Genomic DNA, 23,667 nt, shown 5'->3' with positions numbered 1-23,667 from the left:
GACCGATGGGAAGCCGGCTGTTGTTCCTGGCCCGGCACGGCGAGCAGGACCGCCCCGAGGAGGAGGCGGACACCGGCCTGTCGGCGCGGGGCCGCCGCCAGGCGACGCTGCTCGGCGAGCGCCTGCGCGACGCGCGCCTCGACGCGGTGCACCACGGGCCGCTGGCTCGGGCCGCGGAGACCGCCGCGCTGGTCGCGGCGTCGTTGCCGGGTGTCCCGGTCCACGTCGACGACCGGGCCGGTGACCACATGCCGCACGACACCGACCCGGCCGGCCTGCCGGAACGGCACGCGGCGTTCCTGACGCAGTTCACCGAGGCGGAGCGGCGGGACGGGCCGCGCGTGACGGCGGGGGCGGTGGCCCGGTTCGCCACCGCCCCCGCCGAGGGCGACGTACGCGAGCTGGTGGTGACCCACAACTTCCTGGTCGCCTGGCTGGTCCGGCACGCGCTGGAGGCGCCGGCACACCGGTGGATCGGGCTCGCCCACGCCAACTGCGCGTTGACCGTGATCCGTTACAGCTCGGCCGGCCCGCCGACGGTGCTCGCGGTGAACGACGCCGCCCACCTGCCGCCCGAGCTGCGCGCCACCGGCCTGCCCGACGACTACCGGTTCTAAACCGTCCGCTCACCCGGGCCGGAGCCGGGCCGCCCCCCGCAACCCGACGCCGCCGCGTCGCACCCCACGCACCCCACGCACCCCGCAGTTTCACGGAAAGAGTGGCTGTTCGGGCTCGGATAGCCACTCTTTCGGTGAATGTGAGCACGGGGGCGGGGGCGCGGGGCGCGCCGTGGCCCGATGCCGGGGTCAGCCGCGCAGCTTCACCACGGCGTCGGCGAGGGCGCGGGCGGACTGCGGGTTCTGGCCGGTGACCAGGCGGCCGTCGACCACCACGTGCTCGGTGAAGTTCGGCGCCGGGACGTGCTGCGCGCCGGCCTCGGCGAGCTTGTCGGCGAGCAGGAACGGCACCGCGTCGGTGAGGCCGACGGCGGCCTCCTCGTCGTTGGTGAAGCCGGCGACCCGCTTGCCGGCGACCAGGCGGGAGCCGTCGGAGAGGGTGAGGTTAACCAGCGCGGACGGGCCGTGGCAGACGGCGGCGACCACGCCGCCGCGCTCGTAGACCGAGCGGGCGATCCGGGCCAGGTCGGGGTCGTCGGGGAAGTCCCACATGGTGCCGTGGCCGCCGGCGAAGACGATCACGTCGTAGCCGGCCGGGTCGACGTCCGCCGCCTTCGGGGTGTCGGTCACGCCGGCGGTGGCGAGGAAGTCGTTCTGGGTCCGGTCGGTCTCGTCCCGGCCGTCGGTCGGCGGCTCGCCGCCGGCCACCGAGACCAGGTCGACGTCGTACCCGGCGGCGCGGAAGACCTCCCACGGTTCGGCGGCCTCGCCGACGTAGTAGCCGGTCTTGCGGCCGGTGGTGCCGAGGTCGGAATGGCTGGTCAGCGCGATGAGTGCACGAGTCATGGGATCCATGCTGGCGCGCCGAGCCATAGCTGACCAATAGGCGAGAGTCACGTCGGCGATAGGTTTACTGATGTGAAGGTGTCGTTGGACCTGCTCCGCAGCTTTCTCGCCGTGCACCGCGCCGGGTCGGTCACCGGCGCGGCCGAGCTGCTGGGTGTGGCGCAGCCCACGGTGACCGCGCAGCTCCGGGCGTTGGAGGAGGCGGTCGGGCGACCGCTGTTCGACCGGCTGCCCCGGGGCGTCACCCCGACCGTCGCCGGGGACGAGCTGGCCCGCCGGGTGGCCGAGCCGCTGGACCGGCTCGCCGCCGTGCTGACCGACGAGCCGGGTGCGGCGTACGCCCGGACGGTCTTTCTCGGCGGGCCGGCCGAGCTGCTCGCGGAGCGGGTGCTGCCGGCGCTCGCCGGTCTGGTCGCCGACGGTCTGGAGCTGCGGGCGGTGGCCGGGATGCCGGAGCGGCTGCTGGACGACCTGGTGGCCGGCCGGCTCGACCTGGCGGTGACGAGCGTGCGCCCGCGTCGGCGTGGCGTGGTCGTGGAGGCACTCTATGACGAGGAGTTCGTGCTGGTGGCGGCGCCGGCCTGGGCGGAGCGGCTGCCCGACCCGGTGACCCCGGCGGCGCTGCGCGACGTGCCGCTGGTCGCCTATGGGGAGGAGGCGCCGATCCTGCGCCGCTACTGGCGGACCGTCTTCGACACCCGGCTCACCCGCACCCCCAGCCTGGTCGTGGCCGATCTGCGGGCGGTCCGGTCGGCGGTGGTGGCGGGCGCCGGGGCAAGCGTGCTGCCCGCGTACCTCTGCCGGGGGGAGCTGGCCTCGGGCGCGGTGCGGGCGCTGCTCGCGCCGCCGGTGCCGCCGCTGAACACGCTCTTCCTGGCGGCCCGGCCGGGGGCGGCCGGGCGGCGCGAGGTGCAGGCCGTGCGCCGGGCGCTGCTGACGGCGGCGCCGGGCTGGTGAGCGGGCCGGTCAGCCGGTGGCGCGGGTGAGCAGGTCGACCACGTCGGCGGTGGCGGCCGGCGGGGTGGCCTGCGGCGGGCAGTCGACGTAGGAGCTGGTGGTCCGGCCGACGGTGAGCCGGTAGTGGAACGCGTCGGCGCACATGGTGGCCGGCGCCGTGACGGCGGCCTCGGCGGCCAGTCGGGGATCGGCGATGAGCTGCCGCAGCCGGTCGAGGTCGGCGTCGGCGAGCTGGCCGTCGCGGGCGGCGCCGGCCCGGTCGGTCTTCGTCCAGTGGCCGTCCGGCCGCACGGTGACGGTGTCGGTCAGCCCGGCGATGCCGCCGGACCGCACGAGCACCACCTCGACGCCGGGCAGCGCGGTGGCGGCCGGCCCGACGGGGGCCGGTGCGTCGGCGCGGGCGCAGCCGGCGAGCGGGGTGAGGACGGCGGCGAGGGCGATCGCCGCGGCGGGGGCTGCTCTCATACCGATCGGACGCACGACGGGGCCACCCGGTTCCGGACCACCGCGCCCCCCTCATCCGTTCGGTCAGTGTCTGAGGCGGGAAACCGTCGCCCTCTTTCACGTCCTTCGATGTCTCAGCTATATCTACATCAGTGACTACCCCCGTCACAACTTCCTTTCAGGAGGGCACGTGAAAAGAACCGTCGCCGCCGTCAGCGCAGCGCTGCTCACCAGCGGCGTGCTGGCCTGCGTCACCAGCACGGCGCAAGCGGCAGCGCCCAGCGCCCCCAGCCCCGAGCGCGCCGCCGCGGCGCGCGCCGACAGCCTGCTCCGCGCCAACCCCGGCGCCGTGCAGGGTGCCAGCGGGGAGGCGTACCAGGCCGTCCGCACCAAGGTCGACCCCTCCGGGGCGGCGCACACCCGCTACACCCGGACCTATCAGGGCCTGCGGGTCTACGGCGGTGACTTCGTCGTCCACACCGCTCCGAACGGCACCATGACCGGCACCTCGGTCGGCCTGTCCGCCCCGCTCACGCTCGGCACCAGCGCCAAGGTCGGCGCGGCCGCGGCCAAGGCCAGCGCGCGCAAGGCGTTCTCCGGCAGCCTCACCTCCGTCGGCACGCCCGAGCTGTTCGTCGACGCCAGCAGCGGCAAGGGCCGGCTGGCCTGGGAGACGGTCGCCTCCGGCTGGAAGGCGGACAAGCAGACGCCGTCGAAGCTGCACGTCGTCACCGACGCCACCACCGGCAAGGTGATCGGCTCGTACGACGAGATCGAGTCGGTGGTCGGCAGCGGCCAGGGCATCTACACCGGCACGGTCAGCATCGACACGACGCTCTCCGGCAGCACCTACCAGATGATCGACCCGTCGCACGGCAACGGCCGTACCTGCGACATGAACAACGGCACCTCCACCTGCACCACCTTCACCGACGCCGACAACGCGTGGGGCAACGGCGCCAACTCCAACCGGCAGTCGGCCGCCGTGGACGCCCACTTCGGCGCCGCGAAGACGTTCGACTACTTCCTCAACGTGCACGGCCGCAACGGAATCTTCGGCAACGGCCAGGGCGTGCCGAGCCGGGTGCACTACGGCAGCAACTACGTCAACGCGTTCTGGGACGGCGCCCAGATGACCTACGGCGACGGTTCGGGCAACTCCCGCCCGCTGGTCTCGCTGGACGTGGCCGGGCACGAGATGAGCCACGGCGTCACCGAGGCGCTGTCCGGCCTGGTCTACTCCGGTGAGTCCGGCGGCCTCAACGAGGCCACCAGCGACATCTTCGGCAACATGATGGAGTTCTACGCCGCCGCGCCCAGCGACCCGGGCGACTACCAGGTCGGCGAGAAGATCAACATCAACGGCAACGGTACGCCGCTGCGCTACATGTACAACCCGTCGCTGGACGGCTCGTCCGACTCCTGCTGGTCCACCAGCACGAAGAACAAGGACGTGCACTACTCCTCCGGCGTGGGCAACCACTTCTACTTCAACCTGGCCGAGGGCACCGGCGCCACCGCGTACGGCACCTCGCCGGTCTGCGGCTCGGCCCCGGCGGTGACCGGCATCGGTCGCGCCAAGGCGGAGAAGATCTGGTACCGGGCGCTCGACGTGTACTTCACCTCGAACACCTCGTACGTCAACACCACCACCCCGTCGAACACCGCCCGGGCCTACAGCCTGCGGGCGGCGACCGACCTGTACGGCAACTGCTCGACCGAGTACAAGGCCGTCCAGGCGGCGTGGACCGCGGTGAACGTGGCCGGCAGCGACGCGCCGTGCAGCTCCACCGGTAACGACTTCTCCGTCTCGCTCTCCCCGACCGCCGGGTCGGTGGCCCAGGGCGGTTCCGTCTCCGCCACCGTCGGCACCGGCACCACCAGCGGGACCGCGCAGACCGTCACGTTCTCCGCGTCCGGCCTGCCGAGCGGCGCCACCGCGTCGTTCAGCCCCGCCTCGGTGACCTCGGGCGCCTCGTCCACCCTCACCATCGCCACCAGCGCGAGCACCACGCCCGGCACCTACTCGGTGACGGTCACCGGCAGCGCGACGTCGGGCACGAAGTCCGCCACGTACTCGCTGACCGTCACCGGCACCGGCGGCGGCTGCACCGGCGCCGGCCAGAAGCTCGGCAACGCGGGCTTCGAGACCGGCACCAGCCCGTGGACCGGCACCACCGGCGCGATCGGCGCCTTCACCGGCCAGTCGGCGCACGGCGGCACCCGGTTCGCCTGGCTGAACGGCTACGGCTACAGCAGCAACGAGAACATCGCGCAGTCGGTGGCGCTGCCGAGCGGCTGCTCGACCTACAACTTCAGCTTCTGGCTGCACATCGACTCGGCCGAGTCCACCACCAGCGTGCAGTACGACAAGCTGAACGTGCAGGTGCTCAACTCGTCCGGCACCGTGCTGGCGACGCTGGCGACCTACTCGAACCTGAACAAGGCCACCGGCTACACCCAGCGGTCGTTCTCCCTGGCCGCGTACGCCGGGCAGACCGTCACGTTGAAGTTCACCGGCACCGAGGACGCGTCCCTCCAGACCTCGTTCGTGATCGACGACACCGCGGTCGACGTCTCCTGACCTGACCGCCCGACCTCGGGGCCCGGCGGCCACCCCACGCGGGTGGTCACCGGGCCCCGCCCGTTACGGTCGGACCCATGTCCGACGCGGAGTTGACCGTCACGGTGGACGGCCCGGTGGCGACCGTGGTGATCCGGAACCCGGCCCGCCGCAACGCCATGACCCCGGCCATGTGGCGGCAGCTCCCGGTGCTGCTCGACGGCCTGGAGGCGGACCCGGCGGTCCGGGTGCTGGTGCTCACCGGGGCGGGCGGCACGTTCTGCGCCGGCGCCGACCTGGGTGACCTGGACGAGCTGCTGGCCGCCGGCGACGGGAGCATCGCGGTGGCCGCCGAGGAACGACTCGCCGCGTTCGGCCGCCCCACCGTCGCCGCGATCGAGGGCGCCTGCGTGGGCGGCGGCTGCCAGCTCGCCGTCGCCTGCGACCTGCGGCTGGCCGCGGCGGACGCCCGGTTCGGCGTACCGCCGGCGCGGCTCGGCCTGGTCTATCCCGCGCCGACCACCCGGCGGCTGGCCGGCCTGGTCGGGCCGTCTGCGGCCAAGCACCTGCTGTTCACCGGCGACCTCGTCGACGCCGAGCGGGCGTTGCGGATCGGCCTGGTCGACGAGGTGTTGCCGGCCGCCGGGCTTCCCGATCGGGTGGCGGCGTTGACCGCCACCGTGGCCGGGCGCTCCCGGCTCACCGTGACCGCCGCGAAGGAGATCGTCGACGGGCGTGCCGACGCCGACCGGATCGCCTGGTGGCACGCGCAGGTGCGGGACAGTGGCGAGGCCCGCGAGGGGGTGGCGGCGGCCAACGAGCGCCGGCCGCCGCGCTTCGGCTGGGCCCCGCACTGACCGCCGTTTGACCGGCGGCCCCCGCTGGGTACGCCCCGGGCAACGAACGGGGGCCCATGATGGACGGTCGAAGCGACCAGGCACACCTGATCCGGCGCGGCCGACGCCGGTTCCTCTGGAGCATGCTCGGCGTGCCGCTGCTGGGCGGCCTGCTCGGCGTGCTGATCGCCCGGCAGGTGAACGGCGGGAACCTGCCGTCCTGGCCGCAGGGACGGACGCCGGAGTGGGCGCAGGTCACCGGGCTCGCGCTCACCGTCCTCGGCCTGCTGGTCGAGGTCGGTGCGCTGGTGTGGGCCGCCCGTCACGGGCGGCTCCGGTCCCGCCGGCAGTCCCCACTGTGGGCGATGGGCATGCGAGAGCGGTCCCGGCTGGTCAAGCAGGTGCGGCGCGGCGACACCGACGCCGACCCATCGACGCTCACCATGGTCGCGCGCCAGATGGTGGACGGTGGCTGGTGGGCGACGCTCGCGGTCGGGCTCGTGGTGTTCAACCTCGGGCAGGCGTTGGCCCGGTTCGCCCCGCCCGTGGCGCTGGCCGTCTTCGGCTTGGTGGCGGCGCTGTTCGCGCTCGCCGGATGGCAGGTCCACCGGGACGCCCGCCGCGCGGCGACGTACCTGCGTCACCACCACCCGATCGAGCCCACCCGCGCGCTGCACTAGATCTTGGAAGATCTCGGCCCCTCCCGGGGCCATTTCCTTCCAAGGTCTCATCTTGGGGCCATGAGGGACGGCACGAGGCAAGTTCAGGAGATCCGGCAGGGACGCCGACGGGTTCGGCTGCTGCTCGTCGGCGTGATCGTGTTCTTCACGCTGGTGTCGATTCTGGTGGGGCTGCTTCTCCGCGACGCGCGCCGGGCCGAGGCGTTCCTGCGGGCGCATCCCGCCGACCCGGCGACGGAACCGCTCTGAGGGGGCTCCCGGGAGACGGACCGGGCTCCGGTTCGGGGAAGTGGCGGCATCCCGAGAGCCGCGACCCCGCTACTTCGGCGTACTGGAGTCGATCATCCGATCCCCGGCCGATCGCGGGGCGGGCCTACTCGTCGTCGGTCGGTCGAGGCTGTCGGTGCTCGGCGATCCAGGCTTCCACGTCGGCGGCCAACCACACCTTCGTGGCGCGTAGCTCCTGGTACGGCTTCGGGAACGAGGGGCGCATGGCGATCTGCTGGAACCGCGATCGGGACACCCCGAGCCGTTCGCAGATCTCCCACGGTCCCATCAGTGTGCCGGGTCCCTTGGCCATGGCCTGAACATATGCACATACTCATCTCCCCGAACGGTGGTCCCCGATCAGGGATACTCAAATAGGGGTCCCCAGATTGACAGGGGGGTGGAGCGTGCGGTGCGATGGGTTGCGAGACCCGCCCTGCTGGCGGTGCGGCCTCACGTCGACCCATCAGGAGGTGGAGATGCAGCGCCATGCACCCGTCAAGCCGCTGTGGTTCTGTGCGGCCTGCGCCAACCCGTGGCCCTGCGGACCGGCTCGGCTGGAGTTGGCCGCGCAGTACGCCGGCGAACCGAAGTGGCTGGCCGTCGACATGGCCGAGCTGCTGCACGAGGCGATCGCCGACCTGACCCGGCTGAATGCCGAGCCGCCGGACGGGGTGGCGATGTATGGCAGGTTCCTGGGCTGGGTGCGGCACCTGGCCGTGAGCCGGGCACGCAACGCCGGTCACTTCAGGAGCGGCTCCCGATCGCCGCGTCGCGCCCGGGAAAGTTCAACGGACAGCTAGGGCCGGACGGGGCCGGCGGGCGCCGCGCCGGAGGCGTACCCCCGGCGCCGCCCCCTGTGCCCGCCGGCCGTCCGTCACCGCGCCAGCGCGGCCCAGCTCGGGGTCGCCGGCTCCCGCCGCAGCGGCATGCCCGCCTCGGCCGGGGTCCGGTCGCCCTTGCGCTGGTTGCACGCGTAGCAGGCGGCGGTGGTGTTCCCCCAGGTGTTCCGGCCGCCGCGCGAGCGGGGCAGGACGTGGTCGATCGTGCTGGCCGGGCGGTCGCAGTAGGCGCACCGGCGGCCGTCGCGCGCCAGCACCCCGGCCCGGGACCAGGCCGGGCCGGCGCTGAACCGCCAGCGCGTCACCACGTACCGGACGAGGCGGACCACCCGCGGCATCGGGAAGACGCCGACGAGCCGGTCCGGCTCGGACTCGTGGATCTCCGCGACCCGGCGGCAGAGCATCCGGATCGCGTGCTGGACGGTGACCCGGTGCAGCGGGCCGAGGTCGGCGTTGATGACGAGGACGGCGTCCACCGGGCTCTCCCTTCACGATCGGTGGGGTGGTACGGCGACGAAAAAGCCGCCCGGTCACGGGGACCGGGCGGCGACGACAGGGGCGCGCGACGTGCGCGTCAGTCGGGCCTTCCGGACCATGGGCAGCCGGCGCCGGGCAGCCACGACGTCATCGTGGTGGCGGTTCGCGGCGACATGGACGGCTCCCGGAGCGGTGGTTGACCTTGCGCGTTCACGGTAGATCCACCCGGGAAACGGCTGCAACGTATTTCGATCCGCCGTCGGATGCCGGCCGCTGCCGACCGGCCCGACCGGCCCGTCGGGCGGCGGCGAGCGGACGGTCGATCCGGGTGCTCATCTGCGTCACCAGCTCGCTCTCCAGCAGCGGCCGGTTCACCTCGGCGGCCACCGACAGCGTCGGGGTGGAGATCGACCGCCAGATCGCGGTGAGCCCGGCCCCGAGGCCGACCAGCGCCACCGCCGCCCGGGTGGTGGGGGAGCCGGCCGCTGCCGCGGCACTCACCCCGACCACCGCCAGGAGCACCACCAGCAGCGGCGCCAGCACCGGCCAGAAGATGCCCCGGGCCGCCTGCACCACCAGCTTCCGGTCCCGGATGATCAGGTTCCGGGCCACCACCGCCCAGTTCTCCTCGTCCAGCAGGTCGCGCGGGTGCAGACCGCCGGTGAGCACGTCCTGCCACAGGTCGCCCTGGTTGCGCAGCTCACGGGCCAGTTCGGCGAGCCCGGCCTCGGCCGGGTCGCCGACAGTGGCGCGGCCGACCGCGGTGGACCACGCGGACAGCGAGCGGCGCACCACCGCCGCCGAGTACGGCGGCAGCACGCTGGCCAGCTCGTCCAGCCACCGGCTGAGCTGGAACTGCCGCCCGCCGAACCGCCGGACCAGCTCGGTGCCGTCGCCGCGCCGGACCGTGTCGGCGAGCGAGCGGCCGAGCCGGTACGCCACCCCGACCCGGTGGTCGGTGGCCATCGTCCAGCGCAGCACGTCGACGTTCAGCGCGTCGAGCGCGAACAGCAGCGGCTGGCGGTCGACCCCGGCGACCCGCCGGGCGGCGGCGGTCGAGGGCAGCACCCGGCCGGCCGGGGTCAGCGCGGCGATCTGGGTCAGCGCGACGTCCACGCCGTCCAGGTACATGCCGAGCCGGTGGCGGCCCGGCAGCTCGGTCACGTTTGACAGTTTCGCCGGGGCCGTCGCCGGCCGGTCCGCGTCGTCGGTGAGGTCGGCGGTCTGCGCGTGGTGGTAGGCGTCCGCCATGGACCAGCCGAGCCGTAGCGCGGTGACCACGACCGCCCGCTCGTCCCGCCGCTCCTCCGTCCGCGTCGCGGTGCTCACCGCTCGACCTTAATGCGTTATTTGCCCCTTTATCAGCGGATCATCGTGCGCGGCCGGCCAGCAGGCCGCGCGGACGGATCGAGCGGACCGGCTCGGCCGCCGCACCCTCGGCGCGCAGGATGTGATTCGCCGCGATGATCCCGGTGGCCGCCGACCGCTCCATCAACGCGCTCGGGAACTCCGTGTGGATCCCGTCCCCGGCCAGGTACAACCCGGCCGCGTCGGTCCGTACGCCCGGCCGGCCGGCGTGGCTGCCCGGCGTGAACGCCGGGGCCTGCGCCTCCACCCGGGCCCGCAGCTCGCGTACCCGCAGGTCGGCCACCTCCGGCCAGAGCGCGGTCAGCTCCCGCAGCATGCGCGCGGCCAGCTCGTCGGCGGGCACGTCCGGCTCACAGGCGTACGCGTGCAACTCCACCACCGAACCGCCGGTGCGCTCCGCCCAGCGGCGCGGCTCGGCCTCCAGCCGGTGGTAGAGCGTCACCGAGTCCAGCGTGGGCTGCCGGGACACGCCACTGAACACCGCCCGGTCCGGGCGCACGTCCCCGTCCATCCAGTAGCGCGCCACCGCGTACGGCGGGCCGGGCCGGCCGAACGCGGGCATCCGCGCCACCAGCTCGGGCGCCGCCGCGACCAGGCCGGGGGAGGCGTCGACCAGCGCGGCCAGCGCCGGCGGGTCGACGGCGAGCACCACGTGCCCGGCCGCCCAGGTGTCACCGTTCGCGCCGGTCACCCGCCAGCCCTCCGGCGTACGGTCCAGCCGGGTCGCCGGCGTGCCGGTCAGCACCCGGCCGCCGTGCTTCTCCACGTGCCGGGTCAGCGGCTCCCAGATCGCCGTCGCGTAGTCCTCGTCCGGGCAGTCGAAGGCCAGCCCCTCCGGGTTGCCGAGCAGGTAGAAGTGGAACTGGGCGATCATCTCGGCGGCCGACATCTCCGCCTCGTGGTTGAAGAACGAGTGCGAGAAGACCTCGAACAGCATGGCCCGGGCGCGGTCCGGCAGGCGCAGCGAGGTGAGCAGCTCGTCCGCCGTCCGCTCGTCGAACTCCGCGTAGGTGCGCACCGGGTCGTAGGTGAGCAGCGGCAACGCGGCGTCCCGGTCCATCGCGCGCAGGTCCGCCAGACGCAGGCTCGGGCTGCGCAGCAGCAGCGCCAGCAGGTTGGCCGGCGGGGCCGGCGGCAACTTGCCGAACTCCTCGGTCGGCCACTGCGCGGACAGGATCGGATAGCCGGGGATCGGCTTGAGGAAATCCAGCGTCGGGTCGACGCGGCGCAGGATCGAGCGCCAGTTCCAGTACTGCCGGAAGAACGCGTGGAACCCGTGCTCGTTGCGCTGGACGCCGTCCGCCAGCGCCTCCGGCCAGGCGCCGAGCCGGCCGCCGAGGTGCGGCGCGGCCTCCAGCACGGTCACCGACACCCCGCGCTCGGCCAGCACCACCGCCGCCGACATGCCGGCGATGCCGCCGCCCACCACCAGCGCCGACGCCGGTCGCGGCACCCGGGGGGCGCCACCGCCGCCCGGGTCGACCACGTGCTCGCGTACGCCGATGAGTCGGCCAACCTTCTGCGACAGCCCCACGCCCCACCCTCCGCTCAACAGTGCCCCCATCCTGCCCGAGCTGTGGGGAAGGGGCTCAGCTACCCGAACGAGAAGACGCGTTCCGCCGGATCCACGACCACGGCCAGAAGCGCCCCCGGCACGAGGGCCGGGTCGTCGGCGCGGACCGCCTCGACCTCGAAGGTGGCGAACCCGGGGCCACTGATCCGCAGGCGGAGTCTCAGCCCGGGTTCCTCCCCACCCAGATTGTTGGCCACCGTGAGAACCTCCGCGGTGGCGGCGACGCCGGTGGCGGCGAGCCGCCGCATGTCGCGACGCGAGCGAGTGACGAGGCGCAAGCCCCACACTCCGAAGCCGCCGCCGACGATCGTCATCAGGAGATCCCCGGCGAGCAGGCCCCAGAAGTCTGCGGTGGACAGGCTCTGGCTCTGCGACACGACGGGGACCAACAGGACCGGCCCGGCCAGACAGATCGCCAGGAACATCACTCGGCAGAGCAGCGCGCCGACCGGACCGATGCGCGTCTCCGCCTCCCGCGGCGCGGTCGTCATCCCCACACCCTAGGAGGGGGCCTTCCTCTCACGGTAGGCAGTGACGGGGGCGGTCGGAGGGGGGCCAGACGTACTCCAGGTCGGTGGGGGTGTCGGGGAAGAGGGGAGCGTAGTGGGCGGGGTCCTTGCGCAGCAGCGACGAACGGTGGCTGCGGTGCAGGTCGTCGCGGCCCAGCCAGGGCGGGAGGTCGCCGCTGCCGGCCAGCTCCTCCTGGGTGCGGATCGTGGTGATGCCGCAGGCGGCGGCGAGGTCGGTGGCGAGCGTGGCGGCGCAGGTGTCCGCCCGGCCCGGTTCGCACCACACCGCGCACATGTCCAGCCCGTAGCGGGTCAGCGCCTCCTCGTACCCGGCCCACATCTTCACCGCCGGATGGTTGCGCCAGCCGTAGTCCGGGCGGGTCAGCCCGCGCAGCACCTGGATGGCCTCCACGCGCTGCTTGCCCAGCCGCTTCTGGTCCAGGGTCCGGGCACTGGCCAGAAAGTCCGGATACGGCAGGAACGTCTGCATGCCGCTGCTCTACCCGTACCCGGCGGCACCATGCCTTCAAGATCGAAGGGGGCTGTGCGCGTCGCGAGCGGCTGACTACGATCCGGGCATGGCCGAGCCCCTGCGCGACCGCGCGCGCCGCGCGACCGGGTGGCGGCTCCGGTCGAACGGCGACGAGCGCCCCCACTTCGTGGTCTGCGGCTCCGACCCGCTGGCCTACTGGGTGGTCCGGGCGCTGCTCGGCACCGGCCCGACCGCCGGTCAGGTGCGGGTCACGCTCGTGGTGCCGGAACGCCGCCGCTCCGACGGCCCCGACGGGCGGGACGTGCCCGGGGTACGCGTCATCCGGGCCGACCGGCTCGACGAGGCCACGTTCCGCCGGGCCGGGCTGGCCGACGCGGACGGGCTGGCCCTGCTGCACCAGGACGACGTGGGCAACATGCACGCCGCGCTCTGCGCCCAGGAGGTCGAGCCCCGGCTGCGTCTGGTGGTGCGGATGTTCAACACCAACCTGGCCGACGGGCTGCGGCAGCTCTTCCCCGGCTCGGCGGTGATCTCCGACGCCTCGATGGCCGCGCCCGCCTTCGTCGCCGCCGCGCTGGGCGAGCTGGCGCCGACCCACTTCCGGCACGCCGGCCGCACGCTCTACGTGGCCCGCCGCGCCGACGTACGCCCGCAGGACGTGGTCTGCGGCCTGGCCGTCACGACGGACCCGGAACTGGTCCGGGTGCTGCCCGCCGACGAGGCCGCTGCCGACGTGGTGCTGGCCGAGGCGACCGGTCGCCCGCCCGGCACCGAGCTGGCCGCCCGTCGACTGGTCCGGGCCCGGCGACGCCGGCAGCCGGTGGAGGTGTTGCTCCGCGCGATCCGCAGCTTCGCCACCCGCAAGATCGGCATCGCGGTGCTGGTGCTGCTCGGGGTGATCGCGGTGCTGGGCTGGCTCAACGCCCGCGCCGCCGCGGTCACCTGGGGTGAGGCGCTCTACCTCACCCTGGTCACCACGCTGAGCGGCCAGGACCCGGACGTCAACAAACCGGTCGCCGCGCAGGTCATGCAGGTGGTGCTCAACCTGGCCGGGCTGGCGCTGATCCCGCTGATCACGGCCGCCGTGGTCGACGGCATCGTCAACGCCCGGCTGGCCCTGCACACCGGCCGGATCCAGCCCGACCGCTCCGGGCACGTGGTGGTGGTCGGGCTGGGCAACATCGGCACCCGGGTGATGGCCCAGCTCCACGACTTCGGTGTCGAGGTGGTGGCCATCGACAAGAACCCGGACGCGCGCGGCGCCGCGCTGGCGCACCGGCTCGGGGTGCCGGTGATCGTCGGCGACGCCGGCCTGGAGGAGACGCTCCGCTCCGCCTCGGTCGACACCAGCCAGGCGCTGGTGGTGGTCTCCACCGACGACGGGGCGAACCTGCGCGCCGCGCTGATCGCCCGCTCCCTCGACCCCGACCTGCGGGTGGTGCTGCGGCTGTTCGACGGCGACTTCGCCGAGCGGATCCAGCAGGCGTTCGGCATCGGCATCTCGCGCAGCGTCTCCTACCTGGCCGCGCCGTCGTTCGCGGCGGCCCTGCTGGACCGCGCGGTGATCGCCACCATCCCGGTGGACCGGCACGCGTTGCTGGTCACCGAGGTGCCGGTGGTGGCCGGCTCGCCGCTGGACGGTCGCCCGCTCGGCGCGGTGGCCCGCCCCGGCGAGGTGCGCCTGCTCGCGCACACCCGGGTCGGCCAGAAGGGCGACTGGTCGGCCGATCCGCGCCTGGTGCTGCGCGCCGGCGACCGGCTGACCGTGGTGGCCCGGCGGGCCGGGCTGACCGCCCTGCTGCGCGAGACCACGCCCGCCCCGCCGCCCGCGCCGGCCCCCCGGGAACCGGACGAGTGACCCCGGTCAGCTCGCGCGGATGCGGCGGAGGGCGTAGCCGGCCGCGCCGAGGGCGAGCACGCCGAACCCGGCGAGCACGCTGGCCGGCGGCAGGCTGACCGCGAGCACCAGGCACCCCACCAGCCCCAGCGCGGCGAGCAGCCGCTTGTCCCGCCCGAGCGTCAGCGCGGCGGCGTTGGTGATCGCGTAGTAGACCAGCACGGTGCAGCTGGAGAAGCCGATCGCGCCCCGGACGTCGGCGAGCGCCACCACCACGATCACCACGGCGGCCACGGCCAGCTCGGCGCGGTGCGGCACCCGGTGGCGGGGGTGCACGGCGGCCAGCGCGTTCGGCAGGTCCCGGCGGCGGGCCATCGCCAGCGTGGTGCGTCCGACGCCGGCCAGCAGCGAGAGCAGCACCCCGGTCACCGCGACGGTCGCCCCGGCCCGCACCAGCCAGGCCCACCCGGGCCGACCGGCCGCGGTCACCACCTCGACCAGCGGCGCCGGGGAGGCGGCCAGCCGGCCGGCGCCCAGCACGCCGAGCGCGACCACGGCCAGGGTCAGGTAGATCGCCAGCACCGCGCCGAGCGCCAGCGGCACCGCGCGCGGGATGGTGCGCTCCGGGTCGCGCACCTCCTCGCCCAGCGTGGCGATCCGCGCGTACCCGGCGAACGCGAAGAAGAGCAGGCCGGCGGCGGTGAGCACGCCGTGTGCCCCGACGTCGGCGGCACCGGTGAGCCGGTCGACCGTCACCTGCGGTGCACCGGTCACCGCCACCACGCCCAGCACGGTGAGCACCACCGCGACCAGCGCCCGGGTGGCGGTCGCGGTCTTGCCGATCCCGCGCAGGTTCACCGCGGTCACCGCCACCACCGCGAGGACCGCGACGAGCCGCGCCCGCCCCGGCCACAGGTAGGCCCCGATCGTCAGCGCCATGGCCGCGCAGCTCGCCGTCTTGCCGACCACGAACCCCCACCCGGCGACGAAGCCGGCGAACGGACGCAGCCGCTCCCGGCCGTAGACGTAGGTGCCGCCGGACTCCGGGTAGCGGGCCGCGAGTCGGGCCGAGCTGGTGGCGTTGCAGAACGCGACGAACCCGGCCAGCGCGAGCGCGACCAGCAGCCCGACGCCGCCGGCCGCCGACGCGGCGGGCGCGAAGACCACGAAGACGCCCGCACCGAGCATCGAGCCCAGACCGATGACGACCGCATCGGGTACGCCGAGTCGCCGCGCCAGCCGTTCCACATCCGCAGCCTAGGGGCCGGACGTGAACGGCCGGTGCCGCCGGCGGAATCGCGCCGGCGGCACCGGTGCCGGTTCAGCAGGGCCCGTTGTCGGTCCAGACGCCCTGGCTGTTGGCCCCCGGGACGTCGCCCTGGGTCCACCACCGCGCGGTCCACCGGTGTCCGAGGTGGGACACCACCGCACCACCGGAGTACGCCGTGCCGGCGGCCCAGGCCGGCGCCGTGCAGGTCCCGCCGGTGGGTGTCGGCGAGGGCGTGCCGGTGGGCGTCGGGGAGGCGGTGGGCGTCGGGGAGCCGGCGCAGGCGCCCTGGTCGGCCCAGACCGCCGCGCTACCCGGCGTCTCGCCCTGGGTCCACCACTTCGCGCTCCAGGTGTGCCCGCCGTACGAGACGGTCGCGCCGCCGGAGTACGCGGTCGCCGCCGACCAGGCCGGCGCGGTGCAGGTGCCCCCGCCGGGCGGGGTGGAGCCGCTCGGGCTCGGCGACGGGGTGACCACCGCGCCGCCGCGCGCCCAGTCGCCGGTCAGCGCGTACGTCTGGCCGCCGAAGGCGAGCGTGAAGTTCGCCGGGCCGGAGATCGGGAGCTGGTAGTTGAGCGTCACCTCGGCGTACGCGCCGGGTGCGATGGCGGCCGGCACGGTGAGGCGTACCCGGTTGTGGTCGCCCTTCAGGCCGCCCACGTTGCTGCCGGTGTGGCCGGTGGAGACCGTGGTGAGCGCCCAGCCGGACTGCTGGCTGAGGGTGGCCGGGGTGGTGGTCGGGTAGTCGAACTCCAGTTGTGCGCCGGCCGGGATCGGTGCGCCGGTGTTGTTGGTCAGCCGCAGCTCCGGGTTGATCGGGTAGTTGTTGTCGCCGAGCGCGAAGCCGCCCATGCCGACCGCCACGTCCAGCGTCCGGGTGGGCATGGTGCTGCTCGCCTTGCGGGCGCCGTAGGCCGGTGCGGTCTTCAGCTTGTCGTAGAGCAGCGTGGTGAGCGTGTCGCCCATGCCGTACCGGCCCTTGGCGGAGTCGTAGGCGTAGTCGCCGGCCAGTTCCCAGATCATCACGCCACCGATGCCCCGGGCGGCGACGTAGTCGGCCTTGGCGGCGAGCGACTGGTCGTCCTCGGTGGAGAGAAAGACCTTCTTCTCGGCGTTCCACAACCAGGGCGCGACCAGCGCCGACGAGTAGTTCCGGGCATAACTGCCGCTGATCCGGTCGGCCGGGTCGGTGGCCGGGGTGAGCCCGTACCCGGTCAGGTAGTCGCCGGTGATGCCGGCCTGGAGGTTCTTCGCGTGCCACATCGGGTTGGCGCCGCCGGGCACCTCGTTGCCGGCGGCGTCGAGGTCGTGCCAGAGGTTGTCGATGCCGACCGCGCCGTTGCCGCAGGGGGTGGTGGAGCCGATCGAGCCGCCGGTGCCGGCCGGGCACTTCGTCTGGTCGGGCAGCGCGGCCCGTCCCCACAGGCCGTTGGTGCCGCCGGTGACGCCCTGCCAGCCCCGGGTGTAGTAGGGCACGCCGATGTTCACCCGGCCGCTGGGCAGCGCGCCCCGGAAGTAGTGGTACGCCCAGTCGGTGTTCAGGTAGCCGATGCCGGAGTACGCGCCGTACACGCCGCCGGCGGCCAGTTCGGCGTCGTCGCCGTTGTCGTAGAGCGCCGCGTTCGGGCCGACGAAGTGGTTCCACGCGCCGTGCAGGTCGTAGGACATCGCGTTGACGTAGTCGAGGTACTGCAACGCCTGGTAGGACTCCATGCCGCGCAGCAGCCAGCCGGACGCGGGCGCGGCCACGGTGAGCAGGTAGTGCCGGCCGTCGGTGGCGGCGGCCCGGTCGAGCTTCTCCCGCAGCGTGCGCATCAGCACCTGGTACGAGGCGTTGAGGCCGGCCCGCTTGGCGTCGGCCTGGGCGAAGTCGAGCGGGTTGCCGGCCTTGTTGTTGGAGGTGGGGTACTCGTAGTCGATGTCCACCCCGTCGAAGCCGTACGTGCGCAGGAACGTCACCACCGAGTCGGCGAACGTGTTGATGCCGGCGGTGTTGACGGTGTTGGTGCCGGTGGTGGTCATCCGGTAGAAGCCGCCGGAGTCGAGCCGGTTGCCGCTGTCGTCGATGAAGCCGCCGGTCTCGGCCCAGCCGCCGACGCTGATCAGCGTGCGGACGTTCGGGTGCTGCTTCTTGTACTTGGTGAGCAGGTTGAAGTGCCCGGTGTAGGGCAGGCTCGGGTCCATCTCGGCGCCGGCCACGCCGGGCCAGGTCATGTTCGTGGCCGGGTTGTTCGCGGCGGCCGGGTTGCCCACGGAGATCTTGTTGTTGCCGTCGACGTGCGCGAACGCGTAGTTGATGTGGGTGACCTTCTGCCACGGGATCTGGTTGACCAGGTAGGCCGGGGTGCCGTTGCGGCCGGTCCGCCAGCTGGTGAAGTAGCCGATGATCCGGCGGGTGTGGTCCGCGCCCATCTTCTCGCGGCCGGCGGTGTCGTAGACGGTGCAGTAGGGCACCGACACCCCGGGCGTGCGGTAGAGCCCGTCGGGCCGGCACGCCTCGTCGTCGGCGGCGGCCGACCGGGCGTCCGGGGCGGCCACCACCACCGCCATGGCCGCGGTCAGCAGACCGGCGGCGCCGGCCGACAGCCAGCGGCTGATTCGTCTCGCCAGCACGTGCACCTCCTACATTTAACAAACTTAACTGTTAAGGTTGCTAAATGTATACCGGCGTCGATGCGCCGGGACAAGAGGCGGATTTTTCAGTCGAGCTGGTCGACCGGCCGGGCCCAGCCGCCGAGCCGCGCCGGCAGCGGCAGGGCGTTCCAGGGCACCCGGCGCAGCAGCCGGTCCAGCAGCAGCCCGAGCAGCAGCCCGGCGACCGAGTCGGTGAGCCAGTGCCAGCCCAGGTAGACGGTGGTGCAGAAGACGATCGCCGGGGGTGCCAGCCGGACCACGGTGTCCAGCCTGGCCGGCACGGTGCGGCCCACCGTGCGCAGCAGCGGGACCAGCAGCAGGGCGAGCACGCCGTACCAGACGATCGCGTTCGCCACGTGCCCCGACGGGTACGACTGGGCGAAGCGCACCGGCAACTCGTGCTGGAACAGCGGCAGCGTCTGCTCGGGCGGCAGGAACGGCTCCTTCGCGCTGGCGCTCGGCGCCGGGCGGGCCGTCCACACCTTCAACGGGCCGATGGTGAAGGTCGTCAGCACGAACGCGGTCACCGGCGGCAGCACCGCCCGCACCGAGCGCACCCGCCACGCCAGCAGCACGCCCAGCCCGGTCGCCAGCAGCGTCAGCGGGGTGCCCTGGCCGAGCAGGTTGAACGCCATCGCCACCCATCGGGCGGCGGTCGGCCGGTGCGCGGCGGACCAGTCGGCGACCGCCCGGTCGAGCCCGAACAGGTGCCCGGCGGCGAGCGCCACGGTCAGCGCCACCAGCGCGGCGAGCAGCAGCCCGTCGTACCACCAACCGGCCGGTCGGACGGGCCGCAGCCGCAGGTCGCGGCGTACCCCTGAGGTCTGGCGCACGCGACCACGCTACCGGCCGGCGACGGCGGCCGGTCATCGGCGGTTGTGTGTCGAACCACGAAGGGAAGCGCTCCGCCGGGTCAGCGGTCACACTGGTTGCCGTGCGGATCACCTCGGCCCTCGTCGACCCGGCGCTGCTCGACCTCCCCTGGTCGACCCCGCTGGAGCAGTGGCCTGCCGAGCACCTGGTGGCGCTGCCCCAGGGCATCTCCCGGCACATCGTGCGGTTCGTCCGGCTCGGCGGCTTCGTCTACGCGGTGAAGGAGACCGGCGAGCGGGTCGCCGAACGCGAGTACGACCTGCTGCGGGCGCTGGAGCGGATCGACTTCCCGTCGGTCGAGGCGATCGCGATCGTGGCCGACCGGCAGACCGACGACGGTGAACCGCTCGACCCGGTGCTGATCACCCGGCACCTCCAGTTCTCCCTGCCCTACCGCGCGCTGTTCTCCAACACGCTGCGCCCGGAGACGATGAACCGGCTGCTGGACGCGCTCGCCGCGCTGATCGTCCGGATGCACCTGACCGGGTTCTTCTGGGGTGACTGCTCGCTGTCGAACACGCTGTTCCGCCGGGACGCGGGCGCGTTCGCCGCCTACCTGGTCGACGCGGAGACCGGCGCGCTGCACCCGTCGCTCTCCAACGGCCAGCGCGGCGAGGACCTGGAGATCGCCCGAGTCAACATCTTCGGCGAGGCGCTCGACCTCCAGGCCGCCGGCCTGCTGCACGAGTCGATCGACCCGGAGGTGGTCTGCGAGGAGGTCGTGCGGCGCTACGAGCGGCTCTGGCACGAGATCACCTACGAGCAGCAGGTCGAGCGCGCCGCCCGGCACGACATCGAGGGCCGCATCCGTCGCCTCAACGAGTTGGGCTTCGACGTGGCCGAGGTGGCGCTGTCGACCGTCGACAACGGGCGCTACCTGGTGCGACCCAAGGTGGTCGACGCCGGCTACCACACCCGGCGGCTGCTGCGGCTCACCGGCTTGGACGCCGAGGAGAACCAGGCCCGCAAGCTCCTCAACGACCTGGACGCCTACCGGGTGGAGAGCGACCTGACCGACGAGCAGCAGGCGGCGCACCGCTGGCTCACCGAGGTCTTCGAGCCGGTGGTCCGGGCGGTGCCGGCGCACCTGCGGCGCAAGCTCGAGCCGCAGGAGCTGTTCGCCCAGATCATCGAGCACAAGTGGCTGCTCTCCGAGCAGGCCGGCCGGGACGTCGGGATGCGCCGGGCCGTCCACTCCTACCTGGCCGATGTGCTGGTGCACCGCCCGGACGAGCAGGCCGTGCTGGGCGTCGAGGTTCCCACCGTCTGATCCCCGCCCCGAGACCGGGCGCGCGCTGCCTGGCGGGCCTTGCGACGTCCTGGGCTGGTGCGGCGTCCTGAGCGGCGGGGGAAACGGGTGACCGTGGGGGCGCTACAAACTTGATGGCGAGAATGAGTCAGACGCTTGAGCTGCGGAAGCCGTCGGCCGCCGGTTGTCCGTGCTGTCGAGGCGTGGCGGTCGGCAGGCGGCCGAGCATTGCTGGTGAACCATTTACGCCATCAAGTTTGTAGTGGGCCGCCAGGCGAGGTGCGGCATCGCCCGGAGTACCCAGCAGCGGCCACAGACCGGCAGCGTGCCGCCGCAAGGCACTCCGCCAAGCTCACGCCGTCGGGCTCACTCCACCCACTCGCCGGCGCGCATCACCCGGACCACGTTCAGGTCGTCGTCCAGCACCACCAGGTCGGCGCGCAGGCCGGCCCGGAGCGCGCCCACCCGGTCGCCGAGGCCGAGCGCGCGGGCCGGGGTGGTGGCGGCCATCCGCACGGCGTCGGGCAGCGCGACGCCGGCGCCGACCGCGTGGCGCAGCGCGGCGTCCATGGTGAGCGTGCTGCCGGCGATGGCGCCGTCCCGGCTGAGCCGAGCCTCGCCGCCGGCCACGGTGACGGCCTGGCCGCCCAGCTCGTACTCGCCGTCGGGCATGCCGGCGGCGGCCATCGCGTCGGTGATCAGGGCGGCCCGCTCCGGACCGGCCACCGAGGTGGCGAAGCCGAGCATGCCGTCGTGCAGGTGCACGCCGTCGGCGACCAGCTCGCAGACCACGTTCGCGGCCTCCAGCAGCGCCACCACCGGGCCGGGCTCGCGGTGGTGCACCGGGCGCATCCCGTTGAACAGGTGGGTGCCGACGCTGGCGCCGGCGGCCACCGCCGCGCGCGTCTGCGCCCAGGTGGCGTCCGTGTGCCCGACGGCCGCCACCACGCCGTTCGCCACCAGCAGCTCGATCGCCTCGGTGGCGCCCGCCCGCTCGGGCGCGATCGTGACCATCCGCACCGCGCCGCCGCCCAGCGCGATCAGCTCGGTCAGCTCGTCGGTGGACGGGTCGCGGAGGAACTCCGGGTTCTGCGCGCCGCAGCGGTCCGCCGACAGGTAGGGGCCCTCGAAGTGCAGGCCGGCGAGCACGCCCGCCTCGACCAGCGGCCGGAACGCGGCGGTGGCGTCGCGCATCAACGCGAACGGGGCGCTGACCAGGCTGGCCAGCAGCGTGGTGGTGCCGTGGCCGCTGTGGAACGCGGCGGCCTGCCGGGCCGAGTCCGGGTCGCCGGTGGTGAACGTGTGCCCGCCGCCGCCATGGGTGTGCATGTCCACGAAGCCGGGCACGATCCAGTGCCCGTCGCGTACCGACGGGTAATCGGCGACCGCGGTGATCCGGTCGTCCCGGATCTCCACGCAGCCCTGCCGGATGACGCCGGTCGGGGTCACCACCTTGCCGGTCACGCGCCGGGTCATCGACTCTCCTTCGCCACAGTGTCCAGGGCCAGCAGGGCGGCGCCGAGGCAGCCGGCCTCGTCGCCGAGGGCGGCCGCGACCAGGCGCGGCTCGCGGTGGAAGGTCAACCGCTCGCGCAGGGCGTCGCGCAGCGGGTCGAACAGCCGGGGGCCGGCCTGGGCCAGCCCGCCGCCGATCACCACGGTCGCCACGTCGTACAGCGCCTGCCCGGTGGCGAGGCCGTCGGCGAGCGCCTCGACCGCCTCCCGCCAGACCGTGCCGGCGAGCTGGTCACCGGCCGCCGCCCGGTCGGCCACCTCGGCGGCGGTCGCCGGCGCACCGGTCAGCTCGGTGTAGCGACGGCCGATCGCCGAGGCCGACGACACCGCCTCCAGGCAGCCGGCACGACCGCAGCCGCAGCGTGGGCCGTCGGGGCGTACCAGGATGTGGCCGATCTCGCCGGCGGCGCCGTGCGCGCCGACGGCGGCCGACCCGTCGACCACGTGCGCGGCGGCGATGCCGGTGCCGATGGCCACGAAGAGCACGTGGCCGGCGTCCCGGCCGGCGCCGAGCCGGGCCTCGGCCAGGCCGCCCACCCGCACGTCGTGGCCGAGCGCCGCGGGCAGGCGCAGGCGGGTGGCCGCCAGGTCCCGCAGGGGTACGTCCCGGAAGCCCACGTTCGCCGACCAGACCGCCACGCCACGGGCCTCGTCGACCACGCCCGGCACGGCGATGCCGCAGGCCACCGGCGTGAGCCCGTCGGCGCGGGCCTTGTCGGCCAGCCCCTCGGCCACGTCGAGGATCGTGGCGACCACGGCGTCCGGCCCGCGCTGGGCGGCGGTGGGGTGCCGTTCGGTGTGCACGGTCGTGCCGTCCGGCCGGACCAGGGCACACTTCATCCCGGTGCCGCCCACGTCCAGCGCGACGACGACCTCGTCGCGCGCGCTCATGCCAGGACCACGGAGCGGGTCAGGTGCCGGGGCGCGTCGGGGTCGAGGCCGCGGCTGGTGGCCAGCGCCACGGCGAAGCGCTGCGCCAGGATCAGGTCGGCCATCGGGTCGACCGGGTTGCGGCCGGCCGCCCAGCTCGTCAGCACCGTGCGGCAGCCGTGCGTCCGGCTGTGCACGAACGCCGCGCCGGTGGCCGCCACGTCCTCGGCCAGCCCGTCCGGGATCCCGCCGAACGCCCAGACCAGACGGCCCGGGGCGGCGATCGAGATGGGGCCGTGGCGGTAGTCCATGGCCGGGTATGCCTCGGCCCAGAACGTGGCCGCCTCGCGGCACTTCAGCGCGGCCTCCTGGGCCAGCCCGACGGTCCAGCCGCGACCGAGGAACGTGACCTGCTCGATGCGGGCCGGGTCGATCGGCAGCGGGGCCCGGACGGCCACCTCGGCGTCGGCGGCCAGCCGGCCCAGGTCCTCGCCGAGGTGGGCGCGGAGCAGCGCGAGCGCGGTGGTGGCGAAGCGGGTCTGCACCACCGAGCGCTCGTCGGCGAAGGGCAGCGCGACCGTGGCGTCGGCCAGGGACACGGCCGGCGAGGCCGGATCGCCCACCAGGACCGTGGTGGGGATCCGCCCGCGCAGCGCGGCGAGCAGGTCGAGCACCTCGGTGGTGGTGCCGGAGCGGGTGATCGCGATGAGCCGGTCGTAGCGGCGGTCGACGGGGAACTCGCTGGCCTGGAACGCGTCGGTCTCGCCCTGGCCGGCGGTCTCGCGCAGCCCGGCGTACGCCGCCGCCATGAACCACGACGTGCCGCAGCCGACCACGGCGACCCGCTCGCCGGGGCGCGGCAGATGGTCGGCGACGGCCGGCGCGAGCCGGGCCGCCTCGCGCCAGCAGTCGGGCTGGCTCGCGATCTCCGCGTGGACGTACGCCATGACA

23 protein-coding genes are annotated in these 23,667 nt (G+C 74.0%); 9 read left to right on the top strand and 14 right to left on the bottom strand.

What is annotated here, in order from left to right:
* Positions 1–5: 5 nt before the first annotated feature.
* Complete coding sequence (locus tag ACH495_RS09065; RefSeq protein WP_396857156.1) at positions 6–617, top strand: histidine phosphatase family protein; 612 nt, start codon at positions 6–8, stop codon at positions 615–617.
* Positions 618–806: 189 nt separating this feature from the next.
* Here ACH495_RS09065 and ACH495_RS09060 read toward each other — a convergent pair whose 3' ends face one another.
* Positions 807–1,463 carry a type 1 glutamine amidotransferase domain-containing protein gene (locus ACH495_RS09060; protein ID WP_396857155.1) on the bottom strand — a complete coding sequence of 219 codons (657 nt, stop codon included), beginning with the start codon at positions 1,461–1,463 and terminating at the stop codon, positions 807–809.
* Between the two features lie 72 nt (positions 1,464–1,535).
* Between ACH495_RS09060 and ACH495_RS09055 the strand changes: the two genes are divergently transcribed.
* Positions 1,536–2,420, top strand: a complete 885-nt coding sequence (locus tag ACH495_RS09055; protein ID WP_396857154.1) for a LysR family transcriptional regulator — start codon at positions 1,536–1,538, stop codon at positions 2,418–2,420.
* A gap of 9 nt (positions 2,421–2,429) precedes the next feature.
* Here the strand turns inward: ACH495_RS09055 and ACH495_RS09050 are convergent, their stop codons facing one another.
* Positions 2,430–2,900 carry a protealysin inhibitor emfourin gene (locus ACH495_RS09050; RefSeq protein ID WP_396857153.1) on the bottom strand — a complete coding sequence of 157 codons (471 nt, stop codon included), beginning with the start codon at positions 2,898–2,900 and terminating at the stop codon, positions 2,430–2,432.
* Between the two features lie 154 nt (positions 2,901–3,054).
* Here ACH495_RS09050 and ACH495_RS09045 point away from each other — a divergent pair, with 154 nt between their 5' ends.
* The 4 genes from ACH495_RS09045 (at position 3,055) to ACH495_RS09030 (ending at position 7,192) form a co-directional block, all read left to right on the top strand.
* Positions 3,055–5,448, top strand: coding sequence for a M4 family metallopeptidase (locus tag ACH495_RS09045; RefSeq protein WP_396857152.1), 2,394 nt, complete (start codon positions 3,055–3,057; stop codon positions 5,446–5,448).
* A 77-nt stretch (positions 5,449–5,525) separates the two neighbouring features.
* Entirely contained in the window at positions 5,526–6,284 is a 759-nt protein-coding gene (locus tag ACH495_RS09040; protein WP_396857151.1) for an enoyl-CoA hydratase/isomerase family protein, read from the top strand.
* 56 nt (positions 6,285–6,340) lie between these two features.
* The gene (locus ACH495_RS09035) at positions 6,341–6,943 is read left to right on the top strand and encodes a hypothetical protein (RefSeq protein WP_396857150.1); all 603 of its coding nucleotides are present in this window, start codon (positions 6,341–6,343) and stop codon (positions 6,941–6,943) included.
* Positions 6,944–7,003: 60 nt separating this feature from the next.
* Positions 7,004–7,192 carry a hypothetical protein gene (locus tag ACH495_RS09030; protein WP_396857149.1) on the top strand — a complete coding sequence of 63 codons (189 nt, stop codon included), beginning with the start codon at positions 7,004–7,006 and terminating at the stop codon, positions 7,190–7,192.
* Positions 7,193–7,316: 124 nt separating this feature from the next.
* On the opposite strand, the gene ACH495_RS09025 is transcribed toward ACH495_RS09030, so the two are convergent.
* Positions 7,317–7,523 carry a hypothetical protein gene (locus ACH495_RS09025; protein WP_343444743.1) on the bottom strand — a complete coding sequence of 69 codons (207 nt, stop codon included), beginning with the start codon at positions 7,521–7,523 and terminating at the stop codon, positions 7,317–7,319.
* A gap of 166 nt (positions 7,524–7,689) precedes the next feature.
* Here ACH495_RS09025 and ACH495_RS09020 point away from each other — a divergent pair, with 166 nt between their 5' ends.
* Entirely contained in the window at positions 7,690–8,013 is a 324-nt protein-coding gene (locus ACH495_RS09020) for a flavin reductase (RefSeq protein WP_396857148.1), read from the top strand.
* A gap of 74 nt (positions 8,014–8,087) precedes the next feature.
* Here the strand turns inward: ACH495_RS09020 and ACH495_RS09015 are convergent, their stop codons facing one another.
* The 5 genes from ACH495_RS09015 to ACH495_RS08995 all read right to left on the bottom strand — a co-directional run bounded on the left by ACH495_RS09015 (position 8,088) and on the right by ACH495_RS08995 (position 12,469).
* Positions 8,088–8,528 carry an HNH endonuclease gene (locus ACH495_RS09015; RefSeq protein ID WP_396857147.1) on the bottom strand — a complete coding sequence of 147 codons (441 nt, stop codon included), beginning with the start codon at positions 8,526–8,528 and terminating at the stop codon, positions 8,088–8,090.
* Between the two features lie 211 nt (positions 8,529–8,739).
* On the bottom strand, positions 8,740–9,858 hold the full coding sequence (locus ACH495_RS09010) for a hypothetical protein (protein ID WP_396857146.1): 1,119 nt from the start codon (positions 9,856–9,858) through the stop codon (positions 8,740–8,742).
* Positions 9,859–9,898: 40 nt separating this feature from the next.
* Positions 9,899–11,431: an FAD-dependent oxidoreductase gene (locus tag ACH495_RS09005; protein WP_396857145.1), complete on the bottom strand. Its 1,533-nt coding sequence runs from the start codon at positions 11,429–11,431 to the stop codon at positions 9,899–9,901.
* A gap of 59 nt (positions 11,432–11,490) precedes the next feature.
* A complete protein-coding gene (locus tag ACH495_RS09000; protein ID WP_396857144.1) occupies positions 11,491–11,961 on the bottom strand; it encodes a hypothetical protein in 471 nt (156 codons plus the stop codon).
* Positions 11,962–11,989: 28 nt separating this feature from the next.
* A complete protein-coding gene (locus ACH495_RS08995) occupies positions 11,990–12,469 on the bottom strand; it encodes an MSMEG_6728 family protein (RefSeq protein ID WP_396857143.1) in 480 nt (159 codons plus the stop codon).
* 88 nt (positions 12,470–12,557) lie between these two features.
* Between ACH495_RS08995 and ACH495_RS08990 the strand changes: the two genes are divergently transcribed.
* Complete coding sequence (locus tag ACH495_RS08990; protein ID WP_396857142.1) at positions 12,558–14,330, top strand: NAD-binding protein; 1,773 nt, start codon at positions 12,558–12,560, stop codon at positions 14,328–14,330.
* Positions 14,331–14,336: 6 nt separating this feature from the next.
* Here the strand turns inward: ACH495_RS08990 and ACH495_RS08985 are convergent, their stop codons facing one another.
* From ACH495_RS08985 to ACH495_RS08975, 3 genes are all read right to left on the bottom strand, one after another.
* Complete coding sequence (locus ACH495_RS08985) at positions 14,337–15,557, bottom strand: APC family permease (RefSeq protein ID WP_396857141.1); 1,221 nt, start codon at positions 15,555–15,557, stop codon at positions 14,337–14,339.
* A gap of 73 nt (positions 15,558–15,630) precedes the next feature.
* Complete coding sequence (locus ACH495_RS08980) at positions 15,631–18,189, bottom strand: chitinase C-terminal domain-containing protein (RefSeq protein WP_396857140.1); 2,559 nt, start codon at positions 18,187–18,189, stop codon at positions 15,631–15,633.
* 86 nt (positions 18,190–18,275) lie between these two features.
* Positions 18,276–19,043 carry a phosphatase PAP2 family protein gene (locus ACH495_RS08975; RefSeq protein ID WP_396857139.1) on the bottom strand — a complete coding sequence of 256 codons (768 nt, stop codon included), beginning with the start codon at positions 19,041–19,043 and terminating at the stop codon, positions 18,276–18,278.
* Positions 19,044–19,144: 101 nt separating this feature from the next.
* On the opposite strand from ACH495_RS08975, the gene ACH495_RS08970 reads away from it, so the two are divergent.
* A complete protein-coding gene (locus tag ACH495_RS08970; RefSeq protein ID WP_396857138.1) occupies positions 19,145–20,353 on the top strand; it encodes a DUF4032 domain-containing protein in 1,209 nt (402 codons plus the stop codon).
* A gap of 345 nt (positions 20,354–20,698) precedes the next feature.
* Here ACH495_RS08970 and nagA read toward each other — a convergent pair whose 3' ends face one another.
* Genes nagA through ACH495_RS08955 form a run of 3 tightly spaced genes read right to left on the bottom strand, consistent with a single transcriptional unit; the run spans position 20,699 to position 23,663 of the window.
* Entirely contained in the window at positions 20,699–21,808 is a 1,110-nt protein-coding gene (gene nagA, locus ACH495_RS08965) for an N-acetylglucosamine-6-phosphate deacetylase (RefSeq protein ID WP_396857137.1), read from the bottom strand.
* Positions 21,805–22,737: an ROK family protein gene (locus ACH495_RS08960; RefSeq protein WP_396857136.1), complete on the bottom strand. Its 933-nt coding sequence runs from the start codon at positions 22,735–22,737 to the stop codon at positions 21,805–21,807. The genes nagA and ACH495_RS08960 overlap by 4 nt, the downstream gene beginning before the upstream one ends.
* On the bottom strand, positions 22,734–23,663 hold the full coding sequence (locus ACH495_RS08955; protein ID WP_396857135.1) for an SIS domain-containing protein: 930 nt from the start codon (positions 23,661–23,663) through the stop codon (positions 22,734–22,736). Before ACH495_RS08955 ends, ACH495_RS08960 begins: the two co-directional genes overlap by 4 nt.
* Positions 23,664–23,667 lie beyond the last annotated feature (4 nt).

The organism is Micromonospora sp. NPDC018662, from assembly GCF_044391475.1.
In the GTDB taxonomy this organism is placed as follows: domain Bacteria; phylum Actinomycetota; class Actinomycetes; order Mycobacteriales; family Micromonosporaceae; genus Micromonospora.
The sequence above is the reverse complement of the archived record's forward strand: the minus strand, read 5'-3'. Positions and strand labels throughout refer to the sequence as shown.